We start from the raw sequence: 24,680 nt of genomic DNA on the forward strand, positions 1-24,680 counted from the left end.
TTGGTAACAATGTTGATCTTGTAAATGCTTAAATCGACTTTTGTTTTGGTCATTTAGTCAGTATAGGTGACAATGTTACAATAACAAATTCTGTAGTTTTGGTCCATGATGCAAGCACAAAGAAAGAATTAGGTTATAGCAAGGTTGGTTGTGTGAAAATAGGAAGTAATGTTTTTATTGGTTATGGTTCTATTTTTTCCGTTATAAATTCTTGGATGCTTTGCAAAATAATCCTACAATAATTTTTCCGCAAACAATTTATTTTACAGACGATAAAAATGGTGAAAAAGCCATTAATGATTCATTATCGCATTACAATAGTCATAAAAATCTGTCAATAGTTGCAAGAGAAAAATATTCTTATGAATTGCTAAACAAACTATACCAAGTTCCTAAAAAGTTGTTGGTTCCGGATATTGTTTTATCAACTAATATGCAGGATTATGGAGTAAAAGAAACTAATCGCAACGGTGTTTTGCTAGTGTTTCGCTCTGATTTGGAAAAATCAATGTTAGATAAAGACAGAGAATTTATCAAAGAGTACTTAAATTCGCATAGCCTTAACTATAATGTTACTGATATGCACTCAGAAATAAAAATTGACAAAAACAATAGACTTGAGTGCGTAAGGAATAAAATGCAGGAATTTGTTTCGTCAGAGTTAATTATCACTGATAGACTGCATGGTATGGTTTTTGCGGCAATAACTGAAACTCCGTGTATTGTATTTAGCAATAATCATTATAAAGTTAAGGGAACATATGAATGGATAAAATATTTGCCGTATATTAAATATGTTGAAAATACTGATCAAGCAATAAAATTAATTCCTGAATTATTATCAATGAAAAATTGTAAATTCGATAATAAACCATTATCTAAATACTATGATAAACTTGCAGAGGTAGTAAAAAGAAATGTTAATTAGTGTAATAGTACCGGTATACAAGGTAGAAGAATACATATATCGATGTGTTGACAGTATTTTGGCTCAGTCATTTAAAGATTTTGAACTAATCTTGGTTGATGATGGCTCTCCCGATAATTGTGGCAAAATATGTGACGAGTATGCTCAAAAAGATAAGAGAATAACTGTTATTCATAAAGAAAATGGCGGATTGTCTGATGCAAGAAATACCGGCATAGACTGGGCACTAAAGAACAGTAACAGTAATTGGATTACTTTCATTGATAGTGACGATTGGGTACATACCGATTATCTCAAAAACTTATATAATGCCGTTAAAGAAAATAATGTAGATATTAGTGTATGTGGATATGTCAATACTACGGGTGAAGATGATTTGCATACTAAAAATTCGGAGATAAATACTTTGTTATGCACCCCAGAGGACTTTTTTATTAATAATAATATTAACGCTGTTGTAGCATGGGGAAAACTCTATAAAAAAGTTTATGGAATGACATAAGATACCCATACGGCAAAATTCATGAAGATGAATTTACTACTCATAAACTTTTATTTAAATGTTCTCAAATAGCTTTTGTTGATGCAGTTTTATATTATTACTATACTAATTTCAATGGTATTATGGGCAAAAGATGGACACCAAAGAGATTAGAGGCTTTGGATGCTATTGAAAGCAGAATGTTGTTTTTTAAAGATAACGGATTTGAAAAAGCTTATCAATGGAATGTAAACACATTGGTTATGTTTTATTATGGTAATTATATAAAAATACTAAATAATAATGAAATTCCTAATAAAAAAAGTATCTTAATAATATAAAAAACGCTTTTTAAAAATATTTTACCAATATAAGAATGAAAGTTTTATTGATAAAGACAAACTTGAGTTTGTATTAAATACTTTTTCTCCTTTTTAGATGTAAGATATACGTATATAAAAAGAAATTATTAAAAAAGCAACTTAAATAATAAAGCTATAACCAAAAATGCAACCAAAATCCTCTTTGGTTGCATTTTAATTTGTATTATTAATTCAAGCTATAAAATATTTTAATTTTCTTTCCTACTTAACCTTCCCACAAGCAAGCTGCTGAGGAATGCCGCAAGCAAAATCCATGGGAGGATTCTTGCATCAAAGCAGAGGAGGAGAAGTACGGTTACTGCAAGAGGTTTTCGCATTGTAACTCCAAGGAGTGCGGCGGTGATTACGGCGGCGCAAAATGCGGTGTCAAGTCCCATAAGTAGAGCCACACCAAAGCCGATGCTTACTCCGCAGAAGATGACGGGGAAGAAGTGACCGCCTTTCCAGCCTGACTTTATGCAAACATTTGTAAGAACAAGTTTTAAAAGTCCCGAAAAAATCAGTACCCAAGGCGCAAATTCGCCGATGTTTTTGCTTACCTCGCTTATGCTCTCTTCACCTGAGAACATTACAAGCGGCAGATATGTGCCGCAAATACCGAGAACCAATCCGCCGAGTGTGGTGCTCACAATAATTCCAAAACTGCTCTGAATTTTACCGAAAAATTTTGTGAGCAGTTTTTCTGATATTACAAACAAAAGTCCTGCCAATGTGCCGAGCAGGGCGAGTGGAATACCCCATAATCGCTCGGTATTTGTAATGTCGTATTCGCCTATTCTCGGCAATCCCGTACTGCCGCCAAAGGATTGATTGAGCAGAAATATTGTGCCCGTTGCAAACAACACCGCTACTACATTTGAAATCAGTTTGTTTGTGCGAATATCGGTTGCTGTGTCCTCGGTGTCAAGCTGTTCCTCGTTTGTGGCGGCAAGACCGAAAAGCGGAGCGTAGAAAATCGCCGTCAGAGTTGCGCTGACACCCGTTTGCATAAGTTCGGGAATTTTGCTCTTTGCGTTTTTCATATGACTGCCTGCCCAATAGCAAAGTCCCACGATTACGCCTGTAAGTCCTGCCTCTGGGCCGATACTTCCGCCGAAAAGCAGGGGGATAAGCGCTGAAATGCAGAGCAAGAGCACCTTGTTGTACGGATAAAATTTATCTCGCTTAACCTTTTTCATCACTTCGTCAAGCTCATCGGGTACAGCCTTTGTAATCTTCTGATAAATTCCAAGCAAAATACCACCGATTGTACACACCAAAATCGGATAGTAGGTGAAATTAAAATAAGAGGGTACAGTGTTCCAAATCAAGCCAATGCCAAAGCTCATAAGCCTAAGAAATAGCCAAACTATGCAGGCGATTACCGCACCGCTGAATCCGCAGAAAAGATAGTAGATAAGATTATTTGCAAGCGTATTTTTTTTCATATAATATTTTCCCTTTCCGTAATCAGCTCTTTTTTGCAGTGTTGTAAGTGGCTATTGCGTCTATGTTGTCGAGTATAAATTGCTGAGCGTTGCTGTTGTATAGCACCACCTTGTATGTGCCGTACATACCCAACCGCTCTTGAGTTAATATGCCGAGCTGAGTGCCCTTTTCAGTCGGGAACTTATGATTTTTCCCTTTTTCGTCAGTAATGTATTCGAGAAAATCTATCTCTATGAGCCAATTTGTAATGCTTGTGGTTTTTAAGCCTTTCATTTCATCGGCATCTATCAAAGCGTTAATGTTCTTTGTGATTTCCGTAACAGTAATCGGCTCGTTTGTAAAGGGATAGCTTGCTAATTGCTGAGCGGTAATTGAAAACGGCGCTTTACTGCTTTTCTTTTTAGGAGAACCGGTATTGCCCTCAATAACATTTCTCAAAACATCGGAGATGTAAAACAAGCATCTTGATATGTGTATATTATTTATGGTGTCGCTTTCGGGCACAATTTCATTTGTAACGGGATTGATTCCGTTTGCGAGTTTGTCTAAATATGATTTTGCTTTCAATAGCTTTTGGTTATCGTTCAAGTTTATCACCTACAATGATATGTTTAATAAATTATACCATATTCCACAATAATAATGCAATTATTTCAGAAAAATTATGTTAAAAATTTGGGTAATATGTTATAATATAAGTGATTTTGCGGTAGGAGGGATGATTATGGCATTCAGCGAGCTTATTAAGAATTTTTCAAAAATCAGAGAATACATGAGCCAATTCTTTGTTTATGGCTTTAAAAGCAGGAGCGAATACGACCAAAAGAGTGCAAGAAGTTACGATAACGAGAAACGAAGAATTGAAAGCTGGCTCGGAGATTATATGTGTTTTCGCCAAGGCGCTGACGGGAAAAATGTTTTTATTGCACTTGACAGCAGAAACATTCCCGCAAATCCGCTCTATAAGGCATTTAAGGCAAAGAGTTTTACCGCAAACGATATAAATCTGCATTTTTTAATTCTTGATATTTTAACCGAAAATTCTGAACTTTCCGCAAGTGAAATTACCGACAGACTCTCAGCAGATTACTTCACCCACTTTGAAAACGCCAAAGAACCCGATGTGTCTACCGTACGAAAAAAGCTGAGGGAGTACGAAAAACTCGGTATTCTTACGGCTAAAAAGCAGGGCAATCAATTACTTTACAGCAAAAGCAATAGCGACATTGAGCTTGAGAGCTTCAAGGACGCCATTCAGTTTTACTCTGAAATTTCACCTATGGGCGTTGTCGGCTCATATTTGCTTGACAGATTTGAGAGTACAGACACGATATTTTATTTTAAGCACCACTATATTTTGCATATTCTCGAAAGCGAGGTATTGTATCTGATTTTGCAGGCGATAGGAGAGCAAAGGCAGATTACCGTTGAGAATTTTTCGACAAGAACCAAAAACAAAACCGAGCATACGGTAGTGCCTTTTAAAATTCGTGTTAGCGTTACGAGTGGGCGGAGATATCTGGTGTGCTATCATATCCGTTTCAAAAAGATGATGACTTTTCGACTTGATTCTATAAAAAGTGTTAAGTTAGGCGAGGTGTTCGATGATTATAATTACTTTAAAGAAAAATCAGTGCAGTTTTCCAATCATTTGTGGGGTGTATCCTCAAACGATAACCGAAGTACCGAGCATATTGAAATGGTAATATATGTTGCAAATAACGAAAAATACATAGTTGACAGACTTTACAGAGAAAAACGCAGCGGTACTGTTGCAAGGCTTGACAGCAACCATTACAAATTTACCGCAGATGTTTACGATGTAATGGAGATGACGCCTTGGATACGCAGCTTTTACGGCAGAATTGTCAGTCTTGAAAGCTCAAACAAAGAATTAAAAAACAAAATTATTGATGATGTAAACGATATGGTAAGGCTATACGGAGGTGACGAAAATGCTCTTTAGCGAGATTTACGGCAGTTATTACAATGCAGTTTCAAAGCTGATAGCCTGCGCAGTTGACGGCGATTTAACCGAAGAGAAGATGTATGAAATTGTAGACAAATACGCTTTTGCCGAAAGCGTTGTAAGTATTCCGACTGCCATTAAGAGCTGCGAGTGGAATTTGATTACCGAGGATATGAAAACGCCAATCAAAAATAAACCGAGTATGCCTATTACCCTGCTTGAAAAAAGGTGGCTTAAATCCTTGCTTGATGATCCGAGAGTTAAGCTGTTTGATATAAACGCAAATGCACTTATAGGTATTGAGCCACTGTATAGCAGCGATATGTTCGATTATTACGATAGATTTGCTGACGGTGATGATTACGAAAATCCTGAGTATATCAAGATTTTCAGGCTTATTTTGACGGCAATTCGCAAAAAGCATAAACTGCTTATCCGATTTACTTCTCATAAAGACTTTCAGTATTCGATTAAAGTAATTCCTCATAGACTTGAATATTCCGAAAAGGACGATAAATTCAGATTGATTTGTGTAAATTCGCACCACACCTACACTGTCAACCTGTCGAGGATAACTTCCTGCAAGCTGCTTGAAAAATATAAGCCATTTGAGGATAAAAAAGAAAGATGTGCTACCGGTAAACTTGTACTTGAACTTACTGATGAGAAAAACGCACTCGAAAGGGTAATGCACGAATTTTCTTATCTAAAAAAAGGAACCGAAAGGCTAAGCGATAATAAATACAGAATCAGTCTTGAATACGACAAGGGCGATGGAACGGAAATTCTAATTCGTGTGCTTTCTTTTGGCACAAGGGTAAAGGTGATTTCGCCCCAAAGCCTAATAAATGAGCTGAAAAACAGAATAAACAAGCAAAAAAGTTGCGGACTATTTTAAGTTCGCAACTTTTTTTCCACGATTTTCTAAATTCCGTTTGATATAATAACAGCATAAAAGCTCACACAGCAATTACAGAGAAAATTTATATCACAACATTTAATATGTTATAAAATGAGCTTTGTTAAAGGTACAGTCAGCAATATTTTATAGCTTTGTCAACTTAGTTTTGAATTATCGTACCTTGTATTTTATTTTAAGGAGGGGTTTTCATGTTGAAATACCTAAAAGCTGAAACTAACAAAACATTTACAGAAAACGGAGCAGTTGCCTTTAAGACAACAAATTCCGCCTGTCTTGATTTATTTTCAACAATAGGGGCTATGCGCAACAGCAGAGAAGACTCTGTTTTAAACAGTTTTTACTGCGCATACAGTGAAAACCCCGACTTAGCAATGAAAATACTTTTCTTTGCAAGAGATATTCGTGGAGGACTCGGCGAAAGAAAAGTATTCCGCCTTATTATTAATGACCTTGCAAAAAGGGGAAAAAGCTCGGTTTTAAAAAATCTGAGATATATCGCAGAGTATGGCAGATTTGACGACCTGCTTGTATTGCTTAATACAGATTGCGAGTGCGAGGCGGTTGAACTTATTAAAGCTCAGCTTGAAACCGATATAAAAAATATGAATAGCGGTAATCAGATTTCTCTGCTTGCAAAGTGGATGCCGTCGATTAATGCGAGCAGTAAATCTGCTGTTGCCAATGCCAAAAAATTGGCAAATACTTTAGGCTATACAAAGGAGAAATACAGAAAAACGCTCAGTGCGTTGCGTGCACATCTAAAAATAGCAGAGAATAATCTGAGAACAGAGGACTTTACTTTTGATTATGAAAAATTGCCCTCAAAGGCGCTTTTTAAATACAGATTTGTATTTATGAGAAAAGACCGAGAAAGATACGAGGATTTTATAAATCGTGCAGAAAGCGGAGAGGGAAAGCTGAACGCAAGCACACTTATGCCGTATGAACTATTAGAGCCTTATATCGGCACTTTGTATAATTCTTTGGGAAGAAACGACTTGCCATTGAGTATTTCCGAAACTGAGCAGGCGGCACTCAATGCTACATGGAAATCATTGCCTGATTTTTGCAATGGCGAGAACGCACTTGCAGTAGTGGATACATCAGGCTCAATGTATTGTTATAATAATCCGAGTCCTGCCTCGGTAGCGTTGTCCCTTGGAATTTATTTTGCCGAACATAGCAAGGGAGTATTTAAAAATCATTTCATAGAATTTTCGAAAAATCCACAGCTTATTGAAATAAAAGGAAATACCTTTATAGAAAAGCTGCGATATATACTAAGGTTTTACACAGTTGCAAATACAGACATAGAAAAGGTGTTTGAACTGATACTTAATACAGCTGTAAAATACAATGTTCCACAAAGCGAGCTGCCGTCAAAGCTGTATATAATATCGGATATGGAATTTGATTACTGCGTAAATAACAGAGAAAAAACTAATTTTGAAAATGCAAAGCAAATGTTTGAAGAAAAAGGATATGCTTTGCCGAAGGTGGTTTTTTGGAATGTGGCGAGCAGAAACCTGCATCAGCCTGTTACCATGAATGAGCAGGGCGTTGCTTTGGTATCGGGGTGCAGTCCAAGACTCTTTTCAATGGTGACAAGCGATGACATTAATCCGTATAAGTATATGCTCGAAGTAATAGAGAGCGAGAGATATAAAAACATAGCAGCATAATTAGGTGATAATATGAAAGAAATAACGGGCAAATACAGCACAGCAAAAATATTTACAGATAACGCCGAACAGGTGGCGCTCGACCAAATACAGCAACTTTGCGACCAGCCTTTTGTAAAGGGATGTAAAATACGCATAATGCCCGATGTGCACACAGGAGCAGGCTGCGTAATCGGCTTTACGGCTGATTTAGGCGAAATGGTAATACCGAATATTGCCGGTGTTGACATAGGCTGCGGTATGCTTACCGTTGTGTTGGGAAAGGTTGACATTGACTTTGAAAAGCTCGATAATACAATAAGAGAATATGTGCCTAACGGCAAAAAAACGCACGAGGGCAGAATAGCAAAATTTGCAAAGCTGCAGGATTTGAATTGTTACAGAAGTCTTAAAGATACAAAGCGAATTGAGCGCAGCATAGGCACTCTTGGCGGCGGCAACCATTTTATAGAAATAGATGTTGACGATGAAAACAACAAGTACCTTGTAATTCATACGGGCAGCCGCAACCTCGGCAAGCAGGTGGCAGAGATTTATCAGAAAATGGCATATGATATTCAGCGTGGTATGGATAAGCTGTTTGAGGCGCAAAAGGAATTGATTGAGAGGTACAAGGCAGAGGGCAGAAAAAAGGAAATTCAAAGCGAAATTAAAAAGCTGAAAAAAGAATTTGAGCTTAAAGAAACCGATATTCCGTATGACCTTTGCTATCTGACGGACGAGTACAGGGAGCAGTACCTTTTCGATATGAAAATCTGTCAGGAATTTGCTTGGCTCAACAGAGAGATGATAGCCGATATTATTCTTAAAAGAATGTTTGACAAGGAGCTTTCGGACTTCGAGCATTTTCAGACAGTTCACAATTATATTGACCACGAAAGCAATATAGTTCGCAAAGGCTCGGTGTCGGCTCAAAAGGGTGAAAAGCTGATTATTCCTATAAATATGCGTGACGGTAGCTTGATTTGCATAGGCAAGGGCAATGAGGATTGGAACTGTTCCGCACCGCATGGCGCAGGCAGAGTATTGAGCCGCTCAGCCGCAAATGAAATCCTTTCACTTGATGAATTTAAAAGGGAAATGCAGGGCATTTACTCAACAAGTGTATCAGAACGCACCCTCGACGAATCGCCCATGGCGTACAAAACAAAGGATGAAATCGTAAAAAATATTTCACCCACCGCCGAGATTATTAATCAGATAAAACCGATATACAATTTTAAATCTTCGACATAATAAAACGGTTGCCGTTAATTTGGCAACCGTTTTTCTGTTATTTTTTCTTGATGCAATTCTTAAAGCATTTTTTATCAAACGCAGGGTTGAATGCGTAGAAATTCTTTTCATCGAGCTTGTCGGTCATAAGCCGCAGGTTTTCGCCAAATCTTTGGTAATGCACAATCTCTCGCTCACGCAAAAATCTGATTGGGTCTTTTACATCGTAGTCATCACAAAATCGCAAAATATTATCATAAGTCGTCCTCGCTTTTTGTTCGGCTGCCATATTTTCATGGAGGTCAGTTATTGTGTCGCCCTTAACCTGCATAGATGCGGCTGTGTAAGGCACACCTGCCGCCGCCTGCGGATATACTCCCGTTGTGTGGTCAACAAAATAATCCTCAAACCCCTGCTTTTTTATCTCATCTTCCGTCAGGTCTTTTGTAAGCTGATAAACAATAGCGCCAATCATTTCAAGGTGGTTCAGCTCTTCTGTGCCAATGTCAGTAAGCGTTGCTTTTAGCTCCGGCAGCGGCATAGTAAACCGCTGGCTCAAATACCTCAAAGACGCCCCCAACTCCCCATCGGGTCCACCATACTGGCTTATTATAATTTTTGCGAGCTTTGCGTTTGTTTGTTTTATATTTACGGGATATTGCAGCTTTTTTTCGTATACAAACATTACAAATCCTCCTCGTTATCCCAAGGCCATGGATTCTTTACCCACTGCCATTTATTTGCAGAGTTTGACTCCTTGCGCAAAGGGCCGTATTTTTCTTCGTATTCCTCAACAAGCGGCAGCAGCTTTTCTTTACATTCCTTAATTTGCGATAGCACCTGCTGGTCATATGGGTGGGTGTCAAGAAAAATCTGTAAATCCAAAATTGCAAATTGATATGTCGATATTTTCTTTAAAAGAATTTCCCTCTCAGTCATTTTTACCACCGCCGCATTTCTTGCCATAGAATGGCTTGTTTAATTCAGGAAAGATAGTGCCCGAATCAAGCGCCTGAACAGGCGAGTAGGTCTTTGGATTGCTCTCCTGAAACGGCACGAATGCCATAGCAGGCGGTGTCTTTTCGGGAAACTTAGGTGTGGTGTATCTTGAAATCATTGTATTGATAATATCCATAATATTCTCCTTTCCGAGCTTGTTTACTCAGTAACATATTATGCAGTCATACAAAATCAGTACCAAATTTCCCTGTCGCCTTGAATTATTGCCGAATTTTTGATAAAGTATATATGGATAGATAAAGAAAGGAAGATTTTATGGGTTGCGTTTATTTTGTCAGGCATGGCGAAACCGTATGGAATGTTGAGAATAAAATTTGCGGTGCTACGGATATTGATTTAACGGATAAAGGTCACGAGCAGGCTGTGGAAACGGGCAAAAGAATATTGGCGGAAAATATTAAGGCAGATAAAATTCTTTACTCGCCGCTTGTGAGAGCCAAAAAGACGGCACTGCATATATCTGAAATTACAGGTATTACTGCTTTTGAAGAACCAAGGCTTAAGGAACAGAATTTCGGCAGATTTGAGGGCACACCACGAGATGGCGAAGAATTCAGAGTTGCCAAAGGCGAGTTCATTTGCCGATACAGCGGCGGCGAATCTATGCTGCACCTTGCGCAGAGAATTTACAATTTGCTTGACGATGTTAAGGCAAGCGGAGAAACTTGCATTTTAGTGGCGCACAACGGAATTGCAAGGGTGGTTAATTCTTATTTTAATGAAATGACCAATGACGAATACGCAAACTTCGGAGTGAAAAATTGCGCCGTTTTAAAATATGAGTTTGACTGATTACCGGGGGCAGCTTTATTTTGGAGAGGGTTAGGAAAAAGGAAATTGATTTTGGCAGGGATAAAATTCTCGGCATATTGCTAAGGCTTGCACCTCCTGTTATGCTCGCTCAGCTTATTCAGGCGCTTTATAATATAATCGACAGCTTTTTCATTGGCAATTACTCCGAATCGGGTTTGACGGCATTGTCAATTATTTATCCGATTCAGCTGTTGATGATTGCGCTTGCGGTTGGTACTGGTGTCGGTATAAACACGCTTATGGCGCATTTTCTCGGTGTTGACAATAAGCACAAAAGCGATGAAACTGCAGGTGTAGGCAACTTTCTTGCCTTTGCAATGTGGTTTATATTTGCACTCGTGTGTTGGTATATAATGCCGTTCTATGCGAGCATTTCAACCGATTCGCAGGAGATTATAGACGAAGTAATTGTGTATGGCAGAATAGTCTGCGTGTTCAGCTTTGGATTGTTTTTTGAGAGCATATGGACAAAGGTAATGCAGGCAACGGGCAATATGAAAATACCGATGATTGCTCAGATTGTGGGCGCTGTGGTGAATATTGCACTCGATCCACTGCTTATATTCGGTATGGGATTTTTCCCTGAAATGGGCATTGCAGGCGCTGCCACTGCAACGGTGGTAGCGCAAATTGCGGCGGCATTAATCGTAATGAAAAACGGCTGTAAGCGTTCGCCAAAATTTTCAGCATATAAGGAATACATAAGACGAATTTATCATTTAGGCTTTCCGAATATTCTTATGCAGTCGGCATACACATTGTATATATTCGGCTTAAACCTTATATTAAAGGGATTTTCAGACCAAGCGGTTACGGCACTCGGACTTTACTACAAGTGGCAGACGATATTTTTTATACCGCTCGGAGCAATGCAGACCTGCATTGTGCCTGTTATCAGCTTTAATTACAGTGCAGGAAATAGAGAAAGGTGCAGCAAAACTCTGAAAGATGCCGTCTTGCTCGGAATGGCGCTAATGCTAATCGGTGTGTTGTGCTTTGAAATAATGCCTGCCTCTCTTATGGGCACATTTTCAAAGGACAGCGAAGTAATACGAATCGGCGCATATGCACTCAGAGTGATTGCCTTTTCATTTGTGCCTATGGTGACCTCGCTGATTTTTCCTGTGTTCTTTCAGGCTATCGGCTCGGCGTTTAAAAGTTCGGCTCTTACTGTGCTGAGGACTGTTGTGCTGTTTGTGCCGCTCGGTTGGGTGCTTGCACATTTCGGACTTGATGCCTTTTGGTTCACTTTTCCTATAACCGAGGTTATCACTACAACCGTTGGATTTATTATGTATAAAAAGAGCGGATTTGGCAAAAGACTCGTGCGGCGAGAGCAGTAAATTTCTTACAAATTACACAAATTGTAATTTTGTTGTTATTGACAAATTTCACATTATGTGGTATCATTAAGACAAATATAATCTTACAAGGAGTATGATTTTCTATGAAAAGAATTAAGACTATTGAAACTCGTGACCTTAAGAAAAGCGTAAAGACAGGCGGTTGCGGCGAATGTCAGACATCTTGTCAGTCAGCTTGCAAAACATCTTGCGGCGTTGCTAATCAGCAGTGCGAGAAGTGCCTCAGCGAGAAATAATTTAGCTGTGCAGTTTTGCATTAAAAAGGATTTTCAGCCGTTTCGCCTTTTGGAGAACGGCTTTCCTTTTGTCTATAAATCAGTTTTGGAGAAAATATATGATACACCAGTATAAGTTAAACGGATATAATATTGTGCTCGATGTTTTCAGCGGCAGCGTTCATTGCGTTGATGACCTTGCGTATGATGTTATTGAAATGTACGAAAATTCCGATAAAGAAAATATAATCAAGGCTATGCTTGAAAAGTACAAGGATAACCCTGAGATTACAGCGGATGAAATTTCTGATTGCTATGATGATGTAACAGAATTAAAGGACAGCGGAAAGCTATTTACAACCGATAAATACGCAGACCTTGCCTTTGATTTTAAAAAGAGAAATACGGTTATAAAGGCGTTGTGCCTGCACATTGCCCATACCTGTAACCTCAACTGCGAATATTGCTTTGCAAGTCAGGGCAAATACCATGGTGACAGAGCCTTAATGAGCTTTGAAGTGGGCAAGAGAGCCATTGATTTTCTTATTGAAAATTCAGGCAGCAGAGTGAACCTTGAGGTTGACTTTTTCGGCGGCGAACCGCTTATGAACTTTGATGTGGTTAAGCGGATTGTGGCTTACGCAAGAAGTATTGAAAAGGAAAAGAATAAGAATTTCCGTTTTACTCTCACAACAAACGGTATGCTTGTTGACGATGATGTAATCGAGTTTGCCAATAAGGAATGTCACAATGTTGTACTCAGCCTTGACGGCAGAAAAGAGGTGCACGATCACCTCAGAAAGACTGTAAACGGCAAGGGCAGCTACGATATTATTGTACCTAAGTTCCAGGAATTTGTTAAAAAGCGTGGCAATAAGGGCTATTATGTGCGTGGCACTTATACCCACAACAATACAGACTTTACAAACGATATTTTCCATATGGCAGACCTCGGCTTTACCGAGCTTTCTATGGAGCCTGTTGTTTGCTCGCCGAATGATCCGTATGCGCTTACATATGATGATTTACCTGTTCTTTTTGAGCAGTACGAAATTCTTGCAAAGGAAATGCTCAAGAGGGAAAAAGAGGGCAGACCGCTCACTTTCTATCACTATATGATTGACCTTACAGGCGGCCCGTGCATTTATAAGAGAATTTCAGGCTGTGGCTCGGGTACTGAGTATATGGCTGTTACTCCATGGGGTGAGTTATATCCTTGTCATCAGTTTGTAGGTGACCCTAAGTACAGTCTTGGAAACATTTATGAAGGTGTTACAAATACTGCTATTCAGGATGAGTTTAAACTTTGCAATGCGTACGCAAGACCGAATTGTAAGGATTGTTGGGCAAAGCTTTATTGCAGCGGCGGCTGTGCTGCAAACGCATACCATGCCACAGGCTCAATTACAGGCATTTATGAATATGGCTGTGAGCTGTTTAAAAAGCGTATGGAATGTGCAATTATGATGAAAGTTGCCGAAGCAGAGCTTTAATACAATAAATTCAGCGGTATGGGTTTTCTCATACCGCTTTTTAATTAAACTGGTAAATTAATAAACAATTCAGAAATATGACATCCAAATCCATTTGATATTTTTAAACACATATCAACGGTTACATTATATTCGCCTCTTTCTATTCTACCGTAATAGGCTCTACTAATTCCGCAAATTTCTGAAAATTCTTCTTGAGTATATCCTCTTGAAATTCTAATCTTTTTTATTTCATTTCCTAAGTAATAATTTATTAAATTTTTATTTTTCATACTTACCTCAAAACGTCATATATAGCGTTGAATTGTGTGTGCTAATGTTATATTATTATATTGTTGATGATAGAGAGATCTATGTATCATTCATAAAATTTATATTTTAATTGAAAGGAAAATTAATTATGAGCACTGAATTGAATTTTAAAGTTGAAAGTTTTAGAAAGATTCCAAATCCATTTCAAAACAAAGATTTGGTTAAAAAAGCGGATGAATTTTATCCACAAATGTATTTTGCAATTTGCGATGTTAAGGATTTGCCAGACAATATACCTATGGCTACTAATCCAAGAGAACAAAAAATGGGTACATCAGTTGCAAAAAAAATTATGGAATCATTGCTAAAAACTTCAGAACCTGATTTTTATTTACTTAACAGAGGTTTAGTTATCTCCGCTAAAGATGTACATTATGATAATAATAGTGGTATGTTAAAAGTTGTTTTTCAAGATTTAGATGTTCATGGTAATATTGATGGCGGTCATACTTATAAAGCTATTTTAAAAAAGCGTGAGCAAATAGACTACGGACAGCAGTTCGTAAAAATTGAATTATTAACAGGAGTTGAAGATATTTTTCAATCATTAGCTGCGGCAAGAAATACTTCAACACAAGTTCAAGATAAATCTATTGCTGAACTTGAAAATAGATTTAAATTTATAAAAGATGCTATTAGAAATGAAACTTTTAAAGATAATGTTTATTTTAGAGAAAATGATAAAGGTGATATAGATGTTGCCGATATTATCTCTATTCTCACACTGTTCAATATTTCTAAATATCCAGATCAAAATTCTTTTCCAATTGTATCTTATAATGGTAAGAAAAAATGTATAGATTATTATATTGATGACCATAAAAAATATGGCGAAACTGTTAAAAACCCTTATTATAGATTAAAAAATATCATGACAGATTTATTTAAGCTTTATGATATGATTGAAACTAAAATGGTTGATTATTACAAGCAAAAATACACATCTGGGCGCTACGGTTCTGTAAAAGGTGTAACATCAGCAAAAAAAGATACAAAGTTTAAATCAAAATTTTATAAAAAAGAAATGGATTATCAAACTCCAACAGGTTTTTTATATCCAATTCTTGGTTCTTTTAGAGCCTTGATTGTACAAGATGATAATGGGTATTATAAATGGGCTGCTAATCCATTTGATTTTCTTGATAGATTGGGAAGTGAATTAGTAGAAACTACAATTGAAAGAAGTAGAACACTTGGAAATAGTCCTCAAGCTGTTGGTAAAGATAGTGGTAATTGGAAAACCTTATACATTACTGTTGAATTGGAATTACGAAGATCATTGTAATTATATCAAATTTTTAATTTATTGTACAGTATATATACATATATCTTGTTATGATTTAGGCGGTATGGGATTTCTCATACCGCTTTTTATGGTGATTTTATAAATGAACAGGATAATTGATTTTTTAAAGAAAGAAATTGTACTCAGCGTTTCGTTCGTGCTTGCGCTGATTTCAATGTTCTTTGTGCCGCCGAGTGAAAAATATTTTGATTACATAGATTTTTGCACACTCGGACTTTTGTTTTCGCTTATGACAATAATGGCAGGTCTAAACAAAATGGGAATTTTCCGACTGCTTGCGAAAAATTTGCTGAATAAGGCAAAAACAATGCGTGGTGTTACACTTTTGCTTGTTTTATTGTGCTTTTTCAGCTCAATGCTGATTACTAATGATGTCGCATTGATAACATTTGTGCCTTTTTCGGTTGTGCTTTTAAAACTTGCGAATAAGCAAAACAGAATGATATTTGTGGTAACGCTTGAAACAATAGCGGCAAACCTCGGCAGTATGCTCACACCGATTGGCAATCCGCAAAATCTATATTTGTTTTCGGCATACAATATGAGTATTTCAGATTTCTTTTATACGATTGCTCCGTACGCAATGCTTTCATTAGGCTTGCTTGTAATTTTTTCGCTGTTTTCTGATAAATCGGAACTTGCAAATTTAGGCGACAGGGAAGAAGTTATCTTTGACAAAAGGCTTTTGACAATGTATGCCGTTCTTTTTGCAATAGCACTGCTAAGCGTATTCAGAGTGCTGAACTACATTGTATTGCTTGCGGCTGTAATAGTATTTGTGCTTATATTTGACAGAAAGGTGCTTTTAAAGGTGGATTACAGCCTCCTGTTTACCTTTGTGTTCCTTTTTATATTCATAGGAAATCTCGGAAATATAGCGCAGATAAACAGCTGGCTTTCTGAGATAGTAGGCGGAAACGAGGTAGTAGTAGGGGTGCTTGCAAGTCAGGTGTTCTCAAATGTTCCTGCCGCAATTTTGCTTTCAGGCTTTACATGCAATGCCGCCGCTTTAATGATAGGCGTAAATATAGGCGGACTCGGCACATTGATTGCATCTATGGCGAGTTTAATTTCGTTTAAATTTATTCAAAAGGAAAGCGTAAGCATTGCAAAATACCTTGGTGTGTTTACATTGCTTAATGTGGTATTTTTAGCAGCAAATCTCGCTTTGTGGGTTGTTGTTAAATAATGCAAGCACCGACAAAACATAAAATTTAGGTCAACCCTTTTTAAAGGGTTGCAGGTTTGGGCATTGCCCATAAAATGATAAAAACGAACTTATTTTAAATAAAAATAAAAAGTTTAAATTATATCATAGAATAACTAAACTTTAGATTTTTCAAAACTTTAGGAGTAAATAAAAGTTAAGACTAATGGGTGGCAGAGAGCGAGAAAGTTACACTTGAGTTTCAGTAGAGAAAATATACTTTAAAGGACGCAATAGTTTTCAGTTGTGGCTAATTTGCCCTTTAAAAGTGGCAAATTAGTAGTTTTAGTAGCGTAGCTTTTCTCCTTAGTTGCTTTCGCTTTTAAAGGCTTTCGCTATTATTTTTCAGCCACCAAACGGCAAGCCGTTTGGCTATCGTTAGATTGCGTAAAGAGAAAGCATTTGTTGGCGTTGCCCACACCCACAACCTTTGAAAAGGTTGACCAAACTTTTAACTTCGGGCGGAAAGTTTGAAATTTAACTTACTTTGTTTCCCGACCGATAATCCGTTAAACCATAATTTACCCCAACTTTTTATAAAGAACCAATTTTTCCTTAGTTAGTTGGCTGACTTTTAATTTAATATTCCTGCCTTATCGCAGCAAAAACCCCCACTCCGATTACTCAGAGTGGGGGTTTTATTAAGCATTAGCTGCTTTTGCTTGTTTTTCTTTTTCAGCCTGAGCTTTTTTAAGCTTAGTTCTCTTAATAACCTTAAGACGGCTGAATTCTTCTCTTTCCTTTTCATCAAGAGCATCGGAAATAAACTTTACGGTTTCTTCAAATTTAGGAATCATAATGTTTTTAAGAGCGTTGGCTCTTTTCTGAGTTTTCTTGATTGATACTGCAAGTCGGTAAACACTGTTTTCTATCTCGGCAAGCTCGGCGGTAAGATACTTAACCTCTGAAAACTTTTCGTAGGTCTTATCTATACCGGAGTTTGTAAGTCGCAGTCCGTAGTGCAGGTAGGTCTGAGGTTTTTTCTCATCTATGGTGAGAATAGGGATTTCTACACCCATTACACTTCTTGAATCAAGTTTTAATGAGTCTTCCTCAGGAATCGTGTTTGAAAGGTCATCGCAAAAGCCGTTTGTTACATTGGCAGTCTGAAGTGCTATGTAAGCCTCTTCATATGCGTTGTCAATCTTTTCCTGAATTGCATTGGCGTGGTCAATAAGCGTCATCATCTCTCTTATGAGAATGTTACGCTTACGGTCAAGCAGTTCATAGCCGTTTTTGGCAAGAGCAAGCGACTTTTTGGTGTTCATCAGATTACCTTTTGTAGGTACAGCCTGTACAGCCATAAATGCTCAGCACTCCTTTCTGACGGTTTATTTCTCAACATAATATTTGTCAAGAATCTGATCGTCAACACGGTCAAGTTCAGATCTTGGCAGAGTAGAAAGCAACTCCCAACCAAGGTCAAGGCTCTGTTCGATACTTCTGTTTTCATTGAATCCCTGATTAACAAACTTTGATTCAAACAGTCTGCCAAATTCAATGTACTTTTTGTCGATAGGGGAAAGCTCCTCCTCACCGATAACAGATGCAAGTGAACGAGCGTCAATTACCTTTGCATATGACGCAAAGAGCTGGTTTGCAAGCGCCTGATGGTCGCCTCTTGTGTAGCCTTCACCGATACCGTCCTTCATAAGACGGGAAAGTGACGGCAATACGCTTACAGGTGGGTAAAGTCCCTGTCCCTGTAATGAACGGTCAAGTACAATCTGACCCTCTGTAATGTAACCGGTAAGGTCAGGAATTGGGTGAGTAATATCATCATTAGGCATTGTAAGAATAGGAATCTGAGTAACAGAACCGTTCTTGCCCTTAATCATACCTGCACGCTCATAAAGTGAAGCAAGGTCTGAGTAAAGATAACCAGGATAACCTTTTCTTGCAGGAATTTCACCCTTTGATGATGAGAACTCACGAAGTGCCTCGGCGTATGAGGTCATATCTGTCATAATAACAAGAACATGCATCTCAAGCTCAAAGGCAAGGTACTCGGCAATAGTAAGAGCACATCTTGGTGTAAGTGTTCTCTCGATGATTGGGTCGTTAGAAAGGTTTAAGAGCATTACAACTCTTGAAAGTACGCCGCTTTCCTCAAAGCTCTTTCTGAAGTATTCGGCAACATCCTTCTGAACACCCATTGCGGCGAATACAACGCAGAAGTTGTTTGCGTTTGCACCGCTGATTTTTGCCTGACGAACAATCTGTACCGCAAGGTCGTTGTGCTTCATACCTGTACCTGAAAAGATAGGAAGTTTCTGACCTCTGATAAGTGTCATAAGTGTATCAATGGTAGAAATACCTGTGTTGATGTAGTTCTTAGGATAAATTCTTGAAACAGGGTTGATAGGAGTGCCGTTAATGTTAGCACGCTTTACAGGGAAAATATCTCCGAGTCCGTCAATAGGTCTGCCTGCACCGTCAAGTACACGACCGATGATTTCAGGAGAAAGAGGCATTTCCATTGGGTGACCTGTAAGTCTTGTCCTTGTATTTGTAAGGCTGATTCTTCTTGTGCCCTCAAATACCTGAACAACAATCTTTTCGCCCTCAATCTGTACGACACGGCCCTGTCTTACTGTGCCGTTTTCAAGGCGGATATCAACAATTTCCTCGTTGGAAACGCCTTTTACTCCGTCAAGAACTATGAGTGAGCCGTTAATTTCTTTAACGCCGACATAATCTATAATCATTGTGCGTTTCCTCCTTACATAATTGAGTCAAGCTTTTCGTCAATTTCTTTGATATATTCATCAAAAAGCTCAGGCTTACTGTTAGGAATATCGTATTTCATCTTTGTGAGCTTATCAAACAAACCAAGTTCAATTACCTTTGAAATAGGGATTTCCTTTGCAACAACCTTCTTAGCCTTGTCATAAAGGTGAAGAATTGTTTTCATCATAAGTTTCTGCTTTTCAAGCGGAACATATGTATCGTCAGCGTGGAAAGCATTTTGCTGTAAGAAACCTACACGAACAACTCTTGCTGCCTCAATTACGAGCTTTTGGTCATCAGGAAGTACATCCGAACCAATGAGCTTTACGATTTCCATAAGCGAGCTTTCTTCCTGAAGAAGTGCACTGATTCTGTTACGATACTCTATAAAGTCCTTGCCAAGGTTTTCCTCAAACCAAGGGTCAAGGTCATTGAAATATTCGCTGTAACTGTTCATCCAGTTGATAGCAGGATAATGTCTTGAATAAGCAAGCGACTTATCAAGTGCCCAGAAACAACGGGTAAATCTCTTTGTATTCTGAGTAACAGGCTCAGAGAAGTCTGAACCCTGCGGAGAAACCGCACCGATAAGTGTTACAGAACCCTCTCCGCCTGAGAGAACTTCTGCACGACCGCCACGCTCATAGAACTCGGCAAGTCTTGACGGCAAGTAAGCCGGGAAACCTTCCTCGGCAGGCATTTCCTCAAGTCGGCCTGAAATTTCACGAAGAGCCTCTGCCCAACGAGATGTTGAGTCAGCCATCATAGCTACATGGTAGCCCATATCTCTGTAATACTCGCCAAGTGTAATGCCTGTGTAAATAGACGCCTCACGAGCGGCAACAGGCATATTTGATGTGTTGGCAATAAGTACAGTTCTGTCTGTCATAGGACGTTGTGACTTAGGGTCAATAAGCTCAGAAAATTCTTCGAGTACCTGGCTCATCTCGTTGCCACGCTCACCGCAGCCTACATAAATAATAATATCAGCGTCGCACCATTTTGCGAGCTGGTGCTGTGTCATAGTTTTACCTGTACCGAAACCGCCAGGAATTGCGGCTGTACCGCCCTTAGCAATAGGGAAGAGAGAGTCAATAACTCTCTGACCTGTAATAAGCGGAATAGATGACGCAAGTCTGTCCTTTACAGGACGAGCAGTTCTGATAGGCCATTTCTGGCAAAGTGTAAGGTTGTGCTCAACACCGTTATCATCTTTAATAACAACAATTGTGTCAAAAAGTTTGTACTGACCGTCAGGCATAACCTTAGTTACAACGCCTGAAAGCTCAGGGTGAACCATAAGTCTGTGTTCAATGATTGGTGTTTCGGGGAGTGTAGCATAAATCTGACCGCCCTCAAGTCTGTCGCCGACTTTAACTTTGATTGTAACATTCCAGAGCTTTTTGTCATCAAGAGAAGATACCGATGCACCTCTGTCGATGAAAGCGCCTGCCTGTTCCTCAATAGCCTTAAGAGGACGCTCAATTCCGTCAAAAATATTATCAATTATTCCCGGTCCGAGAAGTACATTCATAGGTGCGCCTGTACCTGTAACGATATCTCCCGGCTTAAGACCGGTTGTTTCTTCATATACCTGAATTGTGGTAAAATCAGAAGTTATACCGATTACCTCGCCAACAAGGTTTTGGTCACCTACATGTACCATTTCCATCATTTCAAAGCAATCAGCATCTTTTACGGTAACAACAGGTCCGTTAATTCCATAAATAACATTATTTTCCATTTGTATTACCATCTTCTTTCGGATAAAATCAAGAAGGTCAATTAGTTAAGAACGCTCAGACCTGAGTTCTCAATAAACCATTCTCTCTGTGCAGAGAGCTTTGTGTCGAGTGTTTCATCGGCAACAATTCTCATTGACTTACAGTAGCCTTTAAGTCCGCCTATTTTAATGGAATTGTCTGTAACAAGCTCAGCCATTCCATGAAATACAGATAGGATTTCTGTTGAATATTTCATATCCTTTTCGTTGATATACACAACGCAACGGTTATCTTCAAAAAGCTCTGCAATCTGTCTTGCACTATCAACAAGTTTTAATTTATATTCTTTTGTTTCAGTGTATTTATTTAGCTTTTGTGCAGCCATTTCAAATACTTCGTCAGTCATTTTTGCTCTTTCTCTAAAGAGTTTTTTCTGACTTTCCTGAACAAGTCTGGCAAGTTTGCTTGTTTCTACATACTTTTTAGCCTCAAGCTGTTGCTGTATGTATTTTTCACTGTCACGCTTGCCGTTTTCTTCGGCTTTCTTGAGCTTTTCTTCCTTTAAAAGCTCAACTTCAGTATTGGCAATAGACTTTTGTTCTTCGGTATATCTTTGTATAGCTTGCAAAAAGTTATCAGTTTTTGTGGTATTTTCCATATTAATAACCTCTCAGCTCATTCAGAGTTTTACGCCGATAGCGTCCTGAACATATTTTGTGATACTGTCTTTGGTGCGTCCGTTGCCATGGCGGTCGGGGATTTCTACAATCAAAGGCTTTTTACGGTTGAGCTTTAGGTCATAGATAAGGTCAGGGCAGAGAGAAACAAGAGTTTCTGTCATAAGAATAACAGCCACATCTTCTCTCTCCATAGCCTTAGTAAGCTCTCGTGTAACCTCTTCTTCCGTATGAACAACTACACCGTCAATACCTGCAAAACGCATACCCATTTTTGTATCAACATTATCGCTTATAAGAAAAAATTTCATTTTTCGTCATATCCTTTATTTCTTCAATTAGCTGAAGAGAATCAAGATTGAGATAAGCATACCGTAAAGGGCAACACCTTCACCAAGAGCAACGAAGATAATTGCTTTACCAAATGCCTTAGGATCTTCGCTTGTTGCGCCGATAGCTGCAGGAGCTGCGTTACCTACGGCAATACCACCACCGATACATGAAAGACCAACTGCGATAGCTGCGCCGATATATGCAAAGCTCTTAGATGACTGCTGAGCAACCTGTACTGCCTCTGAAACTGTATTTGCATCTGCTGCGCCTGCTACGATTGGGCAGAGAAGGCAAATTGCAAATACTGCTGCGAATGAAGCAATCTGCATTAAAACTGTTTTCTTTCTGTTGTGACCTTTTTCATAAGCCTTTACAGCTACAATTACTGATGCTACAAGAAATACAACAGGGAGTGCCAACATAACTAAATTTAAGATGCTCATAATGATTTACCTCCAAAAAATAAATAAACAATAAAATATATAATTAAATTTTATCTGAAATAAAATTTAACCGTTTTGTGTAAGTTTTAGCTTGACAGGCTCGTATGGTCTGCCTTCGCCGGAATAGAAACGGCTGAAAAGCTCATAGTATTCAAGTCTTAATACCTGAATTGCAACAAGGAGAGCCTCAAGTACCATTACTATAACATTACCTACTACAACAATTGGCCAGTAGGCAATAGGGCCTGCGGTTTCTGCAAGAACAAATACAACCATCATCATACCTGCGTGCACAAGAACGAATGCGCCTACACGCAAAAAGCTCATTGTATTTGTTACATAGCTCAAAAGAACTTCTATTGATTCAAAAATATTTTCAACAATGTAGTCCTTCCAGCTTTCGGGTTTCCAGTCAGGTTCTCTGTTTACCAATCCGCCAAGCGGTTCGGCAAAGAAAATTAAGATAAACGGAATTACAATCAGGCAAATAATGTAAGGAGCGCTGAATACAGGGAGTCCAAACAAAAGCTGACCTGCAATGCCGAATACTATTGCACTGTAAAAAATTATACCTGCTACACCGCTAGTGCTGAACAATGCTCTGCCGTAGTCCTTTTGACGAATTGATGTGTAAACATTAAGACACATTGCAATAATCAAGAGGAACACACCGATTCCGATAGCCACAAGAATAATCTTGGTTGCCATTTCGGAGCTCATAACCTCAATCGGCTTTTCTTCAAGTCCGAAGAGAGCCTTATACATTGGGTCGAGCAAATGCTCAAATCCGAACACACTGCCGAACACAAGTCCGAAGAATGCAGATGAAATACCGCATGGTGCAAGTATTTTACCGATTGCCATCTTTTTGATTTTATACATTAATATACCTACAATGGTAAGGCAGATACCCTGACCTACATCGGCAAACATAATACCGAATATAATAATGTAAGTAATCGCTACAAAAAGTGACGGGTCAATTTCGTTGTATTTTGGCACGCCGTACATTGAGGTGTAGAACTCAAACGGTCGTGCAAGGAAACAGTTTTTAAGTTTTACAGGCGGAGATTTTTTAATCTCGTTCTTTGCGTCTGAAAATTCAACTGTAACACTTCTATGCTTGCAAAGTCGTTTTTTAAGCGGTTTTGCAAATTCGGTCGGCACCCAGCCTACAATGATAAAGCTCTTGTTGTACTGCAAAGCCTTTGTTCTGATGGTTGAGTACATTGAAAGCTCCTCAAGCTTTGACAAATATTTTAAAATTCTTTCTCTGTTCATTGAAAGATAATCGTCAATACGCTTTTCGGTATCCTTGTAAACATCCTCAAGGTGGGGAATAAGTGCCGTAAGTTTTTTCATATGCAGAGTTGGCGTTGAATTAACACCGATTATGTCACATCTCTCAAAGAAAAGACTTGAAAAAACTCTGTCAATTTCTTCTGTCTTATCAGCCGGAGCAAGATAAACGCCCCAATAATAAGCCTTATCTTCCGTACATACCGAAAAATCAATATAAGGATCGTCCTTATAGTTTTCGAGTTTTACATAGCTGTCTTTAGGAAGTCTGCCGAATCTTGCATTTACATATTTAAGCTCAAGCAGCTTTTCTATTTCAATGTCAAGTCCGACAAAGTGCTTGGTTTCGTCAAGGTTTTGCTTAGCCTCAAGCAACTGCTCGGCGGCAAAATCTCTGTCTTCGACAAGCTCGTTTAGTTCATCGCAAATCTTATTGCAAAACAATTTAATATCCTGATAGGTAGGGTTGAAATTGCTTACATCGACAAGCGGAAACTGTCTTTTTGTAAGTCCTAACGACGCCTTGAGGTTAGTGAGATGTTCGGCATAGATATTTTTTGTCTGAAGATGCGAAAAGCCTTGGGTGTTGTTGTAAAAAACAGACACTTCATCGGGGTGAAATACACCCGACTCACCCAATACGGTAATTACATCGTCAATCTCATCCATAAAGCCGATTATATTAACAGCTTGCATGGTTGATACAGCCAAATAAAATCACCTCTTTGTTAGTGGT

At 38.5% G+C, this 24,680-nt stretch carries 25 protein-coding genes and 1 pseudogene; 13 read left to right on the forward strand and 13 right to left on the reverse strand.

Going from position 1 to position 24,680, the window contains the following annotated elements:
* Positions 1-190: 190 nt before the first annotated feature.
* The 3 genes and pseudogenes from DXC23_RS01270 to DXC23_RS12330 all read left to right on the forward strand — a co-directional run.
* Positions 191-928 (forward strand): annotated as a pseudogene (locus DXC23_RS01270) (polysaccharide pyruvyl transferase family protein); the annotation flags it as partial.
* Positions 918-1,430 carry a glycosyltransferase family 2 protein gene (locus DXC23_RS01275; protein ID WP_117704404.1) on the forward strand — a complete coding sequence of 171 codons (513 nt, stop codon included), beginning with the start codon at positions 918-920 and terminating at the stop codon, positions 1,428-1,430. The pseudogene DXC23_RS01270 and the gene DXC23_RS01275, both read left to right, overlap by 11 nt.
* A gap of 158 nt (positions 1,431-1,588) precedes the next feature.
* Positions 1,589-1,750 carry a hypothetical protein gene (locus DXC23_RS12330; protein ID WP_158552394.1) on the forward strand — a complete coding sequence of 54 codons (162 nt, stop codon included), beginning with the start codon at positions 1,589-1,591 and terminating at the stop codon, positions 1,748-1,750.
* 230 nt (positions 1,751-1,980) lie between these two features.
* Here the strand turns inward: DXC23_RS12330 and DXC23_RS01280 are convergent, their stop codons facing one another.
* Both DXC23_RS01280 and DXC23_RS01285 read right to left on the reverse strand, forming a co-directional pair.
* Entirely contained in the window at positions 1,981-3,219 is a 1,239-nt protein-coding gene (locus DXC23_RS01280) for a chloride channel protein (RefSeq protein WP_117704405.1), read from the reverse strand.
* A gap of 22 nt (positions 3,220-3,241) precedes the next feature.
* Positions 3,242-3,808 (reverse strand): hypothetical protein, encoded by a 567-nt coding sequence (locus tag DXC23_RS01285; RefSeq protein WP_117704406.1) that lies wholly within the window; start codon positions 3,806-3,808, stop codon positions 3,242-3,244.
* Between the two features lie 136 nt (positions 3,809-3,944).
* Between DXC23_RS01285 and DXC23_RS01290 the strand changes: the two genes are divergently transcribed.
* The 4 genes from DXC23_RS01290 to DXC23_RS01305 all read left to right on the forward strand — a co-directional run bounded on the left by DXC23_RS01290 (position 3,945) and on the right by DXC23_RS01305 (position 9,029).
* Positions 3,945-5,186, forward strand: coding sequence for a WYL domain-containing protein (locus tag DXC23_RS01290; protein WP_117704407.1), 1,242 nt, complete (start codon positions 3,945-3,947; stop codon positions 5,184-5,186).
* The gene (locus DXC23_RS01295; RefSeq protein WP_117704408.1) at positions 5,176-6,087 is read left to right on the forward strand and encodes a WYL domain-containing protein; all 912 of its coding nucleotides are present in this window, start codon (positions 5,176-5,178) and stop codon (positions 6,085-6,087) included. Before DXC23_RS01290 ends, DXC23_RS01295 begins: the two co-directional genes overlap by 11 nt.
* A 212-nt stretch (positions 6,088-6,299) precedes the next feature.
* A complete protein-coding gene (locus DXC23_RS01300) occupies positions 6,300-7,793 on the forward strand; it encodes a DUF2828 family protein (RefSeq protein WP_117704409.1) in 1,494 nt (497 codons plus the stop codon).
* A gap of 12 nt (positions 7,794-7,805) precedes the next feature.
* Positions 7,806-9,029, forward strand: coding sequence for an RtcB family protein (locus tag DXC23_RS01305; protein WP_117704410.1), 1,224 nt, complete (start codon positions 7,806-7,808; stop codon positions 9,027-9,029).
* Between the two features lie 37 nt (positions 9,030-9,066).
* Here DXC23_RS01305 and DXC23_RS01310 read toward each other — a convergent pair whose 3' ends face one another.
* From DXC23_RS01310 to DXC23_RS01320, 3 genes are read right to left on the reverse strand one after another with little or no spacing between them, the layout of a single operon-like run.
* The gene (locus DXC23_RS01310; RefSeq protein WP_117704411.1) at positions 9,067-9,693 is read right to left on the reverse strand and encodes a manganese catalase family protein; all 627 of its coding nucleotides are present in this window, start codon (positions 9,691-9,693) and stop codon (positions 9,067-9,069) included.
* Entirely contained in the window at positions 9,693-9,947 is a 255-nt protein-coding gene (locus DXC23_RS01315) for a spore coat protein CotJB (RefSeq protein ID WP_158552395.1), read from the reverse strand. The genes DXC23_RS01310 and DXC23_RS01315 overlap by 1 nt, the downstream gene beginning before the upstream one ends.
* Complete coding sequence (locus tag DXC23_RS01320; protein WP_117704413.1) at positions 9,940-10,143, reverse strand: spore coat associated protein CotJA; 204 nt, start codon at positions 10,141-10,143, stop codon at positions 9,940-9,942. Before DXC23_RS01320 ends, DXC23_RS01315 begins: the two co-directional genes overlap by 8 nt.
* 140 nt (positions 10,144-10,283) lie before the next feature.
* Between DXC23_RS01320 and DXC23_RS01325 the strand changes: the two genes are divergently transcribed.
* The 4 genes from DXC23_RS01325 to scfB all read left to right on the forward strand — a co-directional run bounded on the left by DXC23_RS01325 (position 10,284) and on the right by scfB (position 13,913).
* The gene (locus tag DXC23_RS01325; protein ID WP_117704414.1) at positions 10,284-10,820 is read left to right on the forward strand and encodes a histidine phosphatase family protein; all 537 of its coding nucleotides are present in this window, start codon (positions 10,284-10,286) and stop codon (positions 10,818-10,820) included.
* A gap of 20 nt (positions 10,821-10,840) precedes the next feature.
* On the forward strand, positions 10,841-12,184 hold the full coding sequence (locus DXC23_RS01330) for an MATE family efflux transporter (RefSeq protein WP_242997370.1): 1,344 nt from the start codon (positions 10,841-10,843) through the stop codon (positions 12,182-12,184).
* 104 nt (positions 12,185-12,288) lie between these two features.
* Positions 12,289-12,441, forward strand: coding sequence for a six-cysteine ranthipeptide SCIFF (gene scfA, locus DXC23_RS01335; protein ID WP_022234662.1), 153 nt, complete (start codon positions 12,289-12,291; stop codon positions 12,439-12,441).
* Between the two features lie 98 nt (positions 12,442-12,539).
* Entirely contained in the window at positions 12,540-13,913 is a 1,374-nt protein-coding gene (scfB, locus tag DXC23_RS01340) for a thioether cross-link-forming SCIFF peptide maturase (RefSeq protein ID WP_117704415.1), read from the forward strand.
* Positions 13,914-13,957: 44 nt separating this feature from the next.
* Here the strand turns inward: scfB and DXC23_RS01345 are convergent, their stop codons facing one another.
* Positions 13,958-14,185, reverse strand: a complete 228-nt coding sequence (locus tag DXC23_RS01345) for a helix-turn-helix transcriptional regulator (protein WP_117704416.1) — start codon at positions 14,183-14,185, stop codon at positions 13,958-13,960.
* Between the two features lie 128 nt (positions 14,186-14,313).
* Here DXC23_RS01345 and DXC23_RS01350 point away from each other — a divergent pair, with 128 nt between their 5' ends.
* A complete protein-coding gene (locus DXC23_RS01350) occupies positions 14,314-15,510 on the forward strand; it encodes an AIPR family protein (RefSeq protein WP_117704417.1) in 1,197 nt (398 codons plus the stop codon).
* A gap of 103 nt (positions 15,511-15,613) precedes the next feature.
* Entirely contained in the window at positions 15,614-16,720 is a 1,107-nt protein-coding gene (locus DXC23_RS01355) for an SLC13 family permease (protein WP_117704418.1), read from the forward strand.
* Between the two features lie 659 nt (positions 16,721-17,379).
* Here the strand turns inward: DXC23_RS01355 and DXC23_RS01360 are convergent.
* The 7 genes from DXC23_RS01360 to DXC23_RS01390 form a co-directional block, all read right to left on the reverse strand.
* Complete coding sequence (locus DXC23_RS01360) at positions 17,380-18,042, reverse strand: V-type ATP synthase subunit D (protein ID WP_117704419.1); 663 nt, start codon at positions 18,040-18,042, stop codon at positions 17,380-17,382.
* A gap of 27 nt (positions 18,043-18,069) precedes the next feature.
* Entirely contained in the window at positions 18,070-19,446 is a 1,377-nt protein-coding gene (locus tag DXC23_RS01365) for a V-type ATP synthase subunit B (RefSeq protein ID WP_117704420.1), read from the reverse strand.
* A 14-nt stretch (positions 19,447-19,460) separates the two neighbouring features.
* On the reverse strand, positions 19,461-21,212 hold the full coding sequence (locus DXC23_RS01370) for a V-type ATP synthase subunit A (protein WP_117704421.1): 1,752 nt from the start codon (positions 21,210-21,212) through the stop codon (positions 19,461-19,463).
* 41 nt (positions 21,213-21,253) lie between these two features.
* A complete protein-coding gene (locus tag DXC23_RS01375; RefSeq protein WP_117704422.1) occupies positions 21,254-21,850 on the reverse strand; it encodes a hypothetical protein in 597 nt (198 codons plus the stop codon).
* Between the two features lie 21 nt (positions 21,851-21,871).
* Positions 21,872-22,180: a V-type ATP synthase subunit F gene (locus DXC23_RS01380; protein WP_117704423.1), complete on the reverse strand. Its 309-nt coding sequence runs from the start codon at positions 22,178-22,180 to the stop codon at positions 21,872-21,874.
* Positions 22,181-22,207: 27 nt separating this feature from the next.
* Complete coding sequence (locus tag DXC23_RS01385) at positions 22,208-22,645, reverse strand: ATP synthase subunit C (protein ID WP_117704424.1); 438 nt, start codon at positions 22,643-22,645, stop codon at positions 22,208-22,210.
* Between the two features lie 66 nt (positions 22,646-22,711).
* The gene (locus tag DXC23_RS01390; protein WP_117704425.1) at positions 22,712-24,655 is read right to left on the reverse strand and encodes a V-type ATPase 116kDa subunit family protein; all 1,944 of its coding nucleotides are present in this window, start codon (positions 24,653-24,655) and stop codon (positions 22,712-22,714) included.
* Between the last annotated feature and the right edge of the window lie 25 nt (positions 24,656-24,680).

The sequence above is a fragment of the Eubacterium sp. OM08-24 genome (assembly GCF_003438075.1).
Lineage (GTDB): Bacteria > Bacillota > Clostridia > Oscillospirales > Acutalibacteraceae > Ruminococcoides.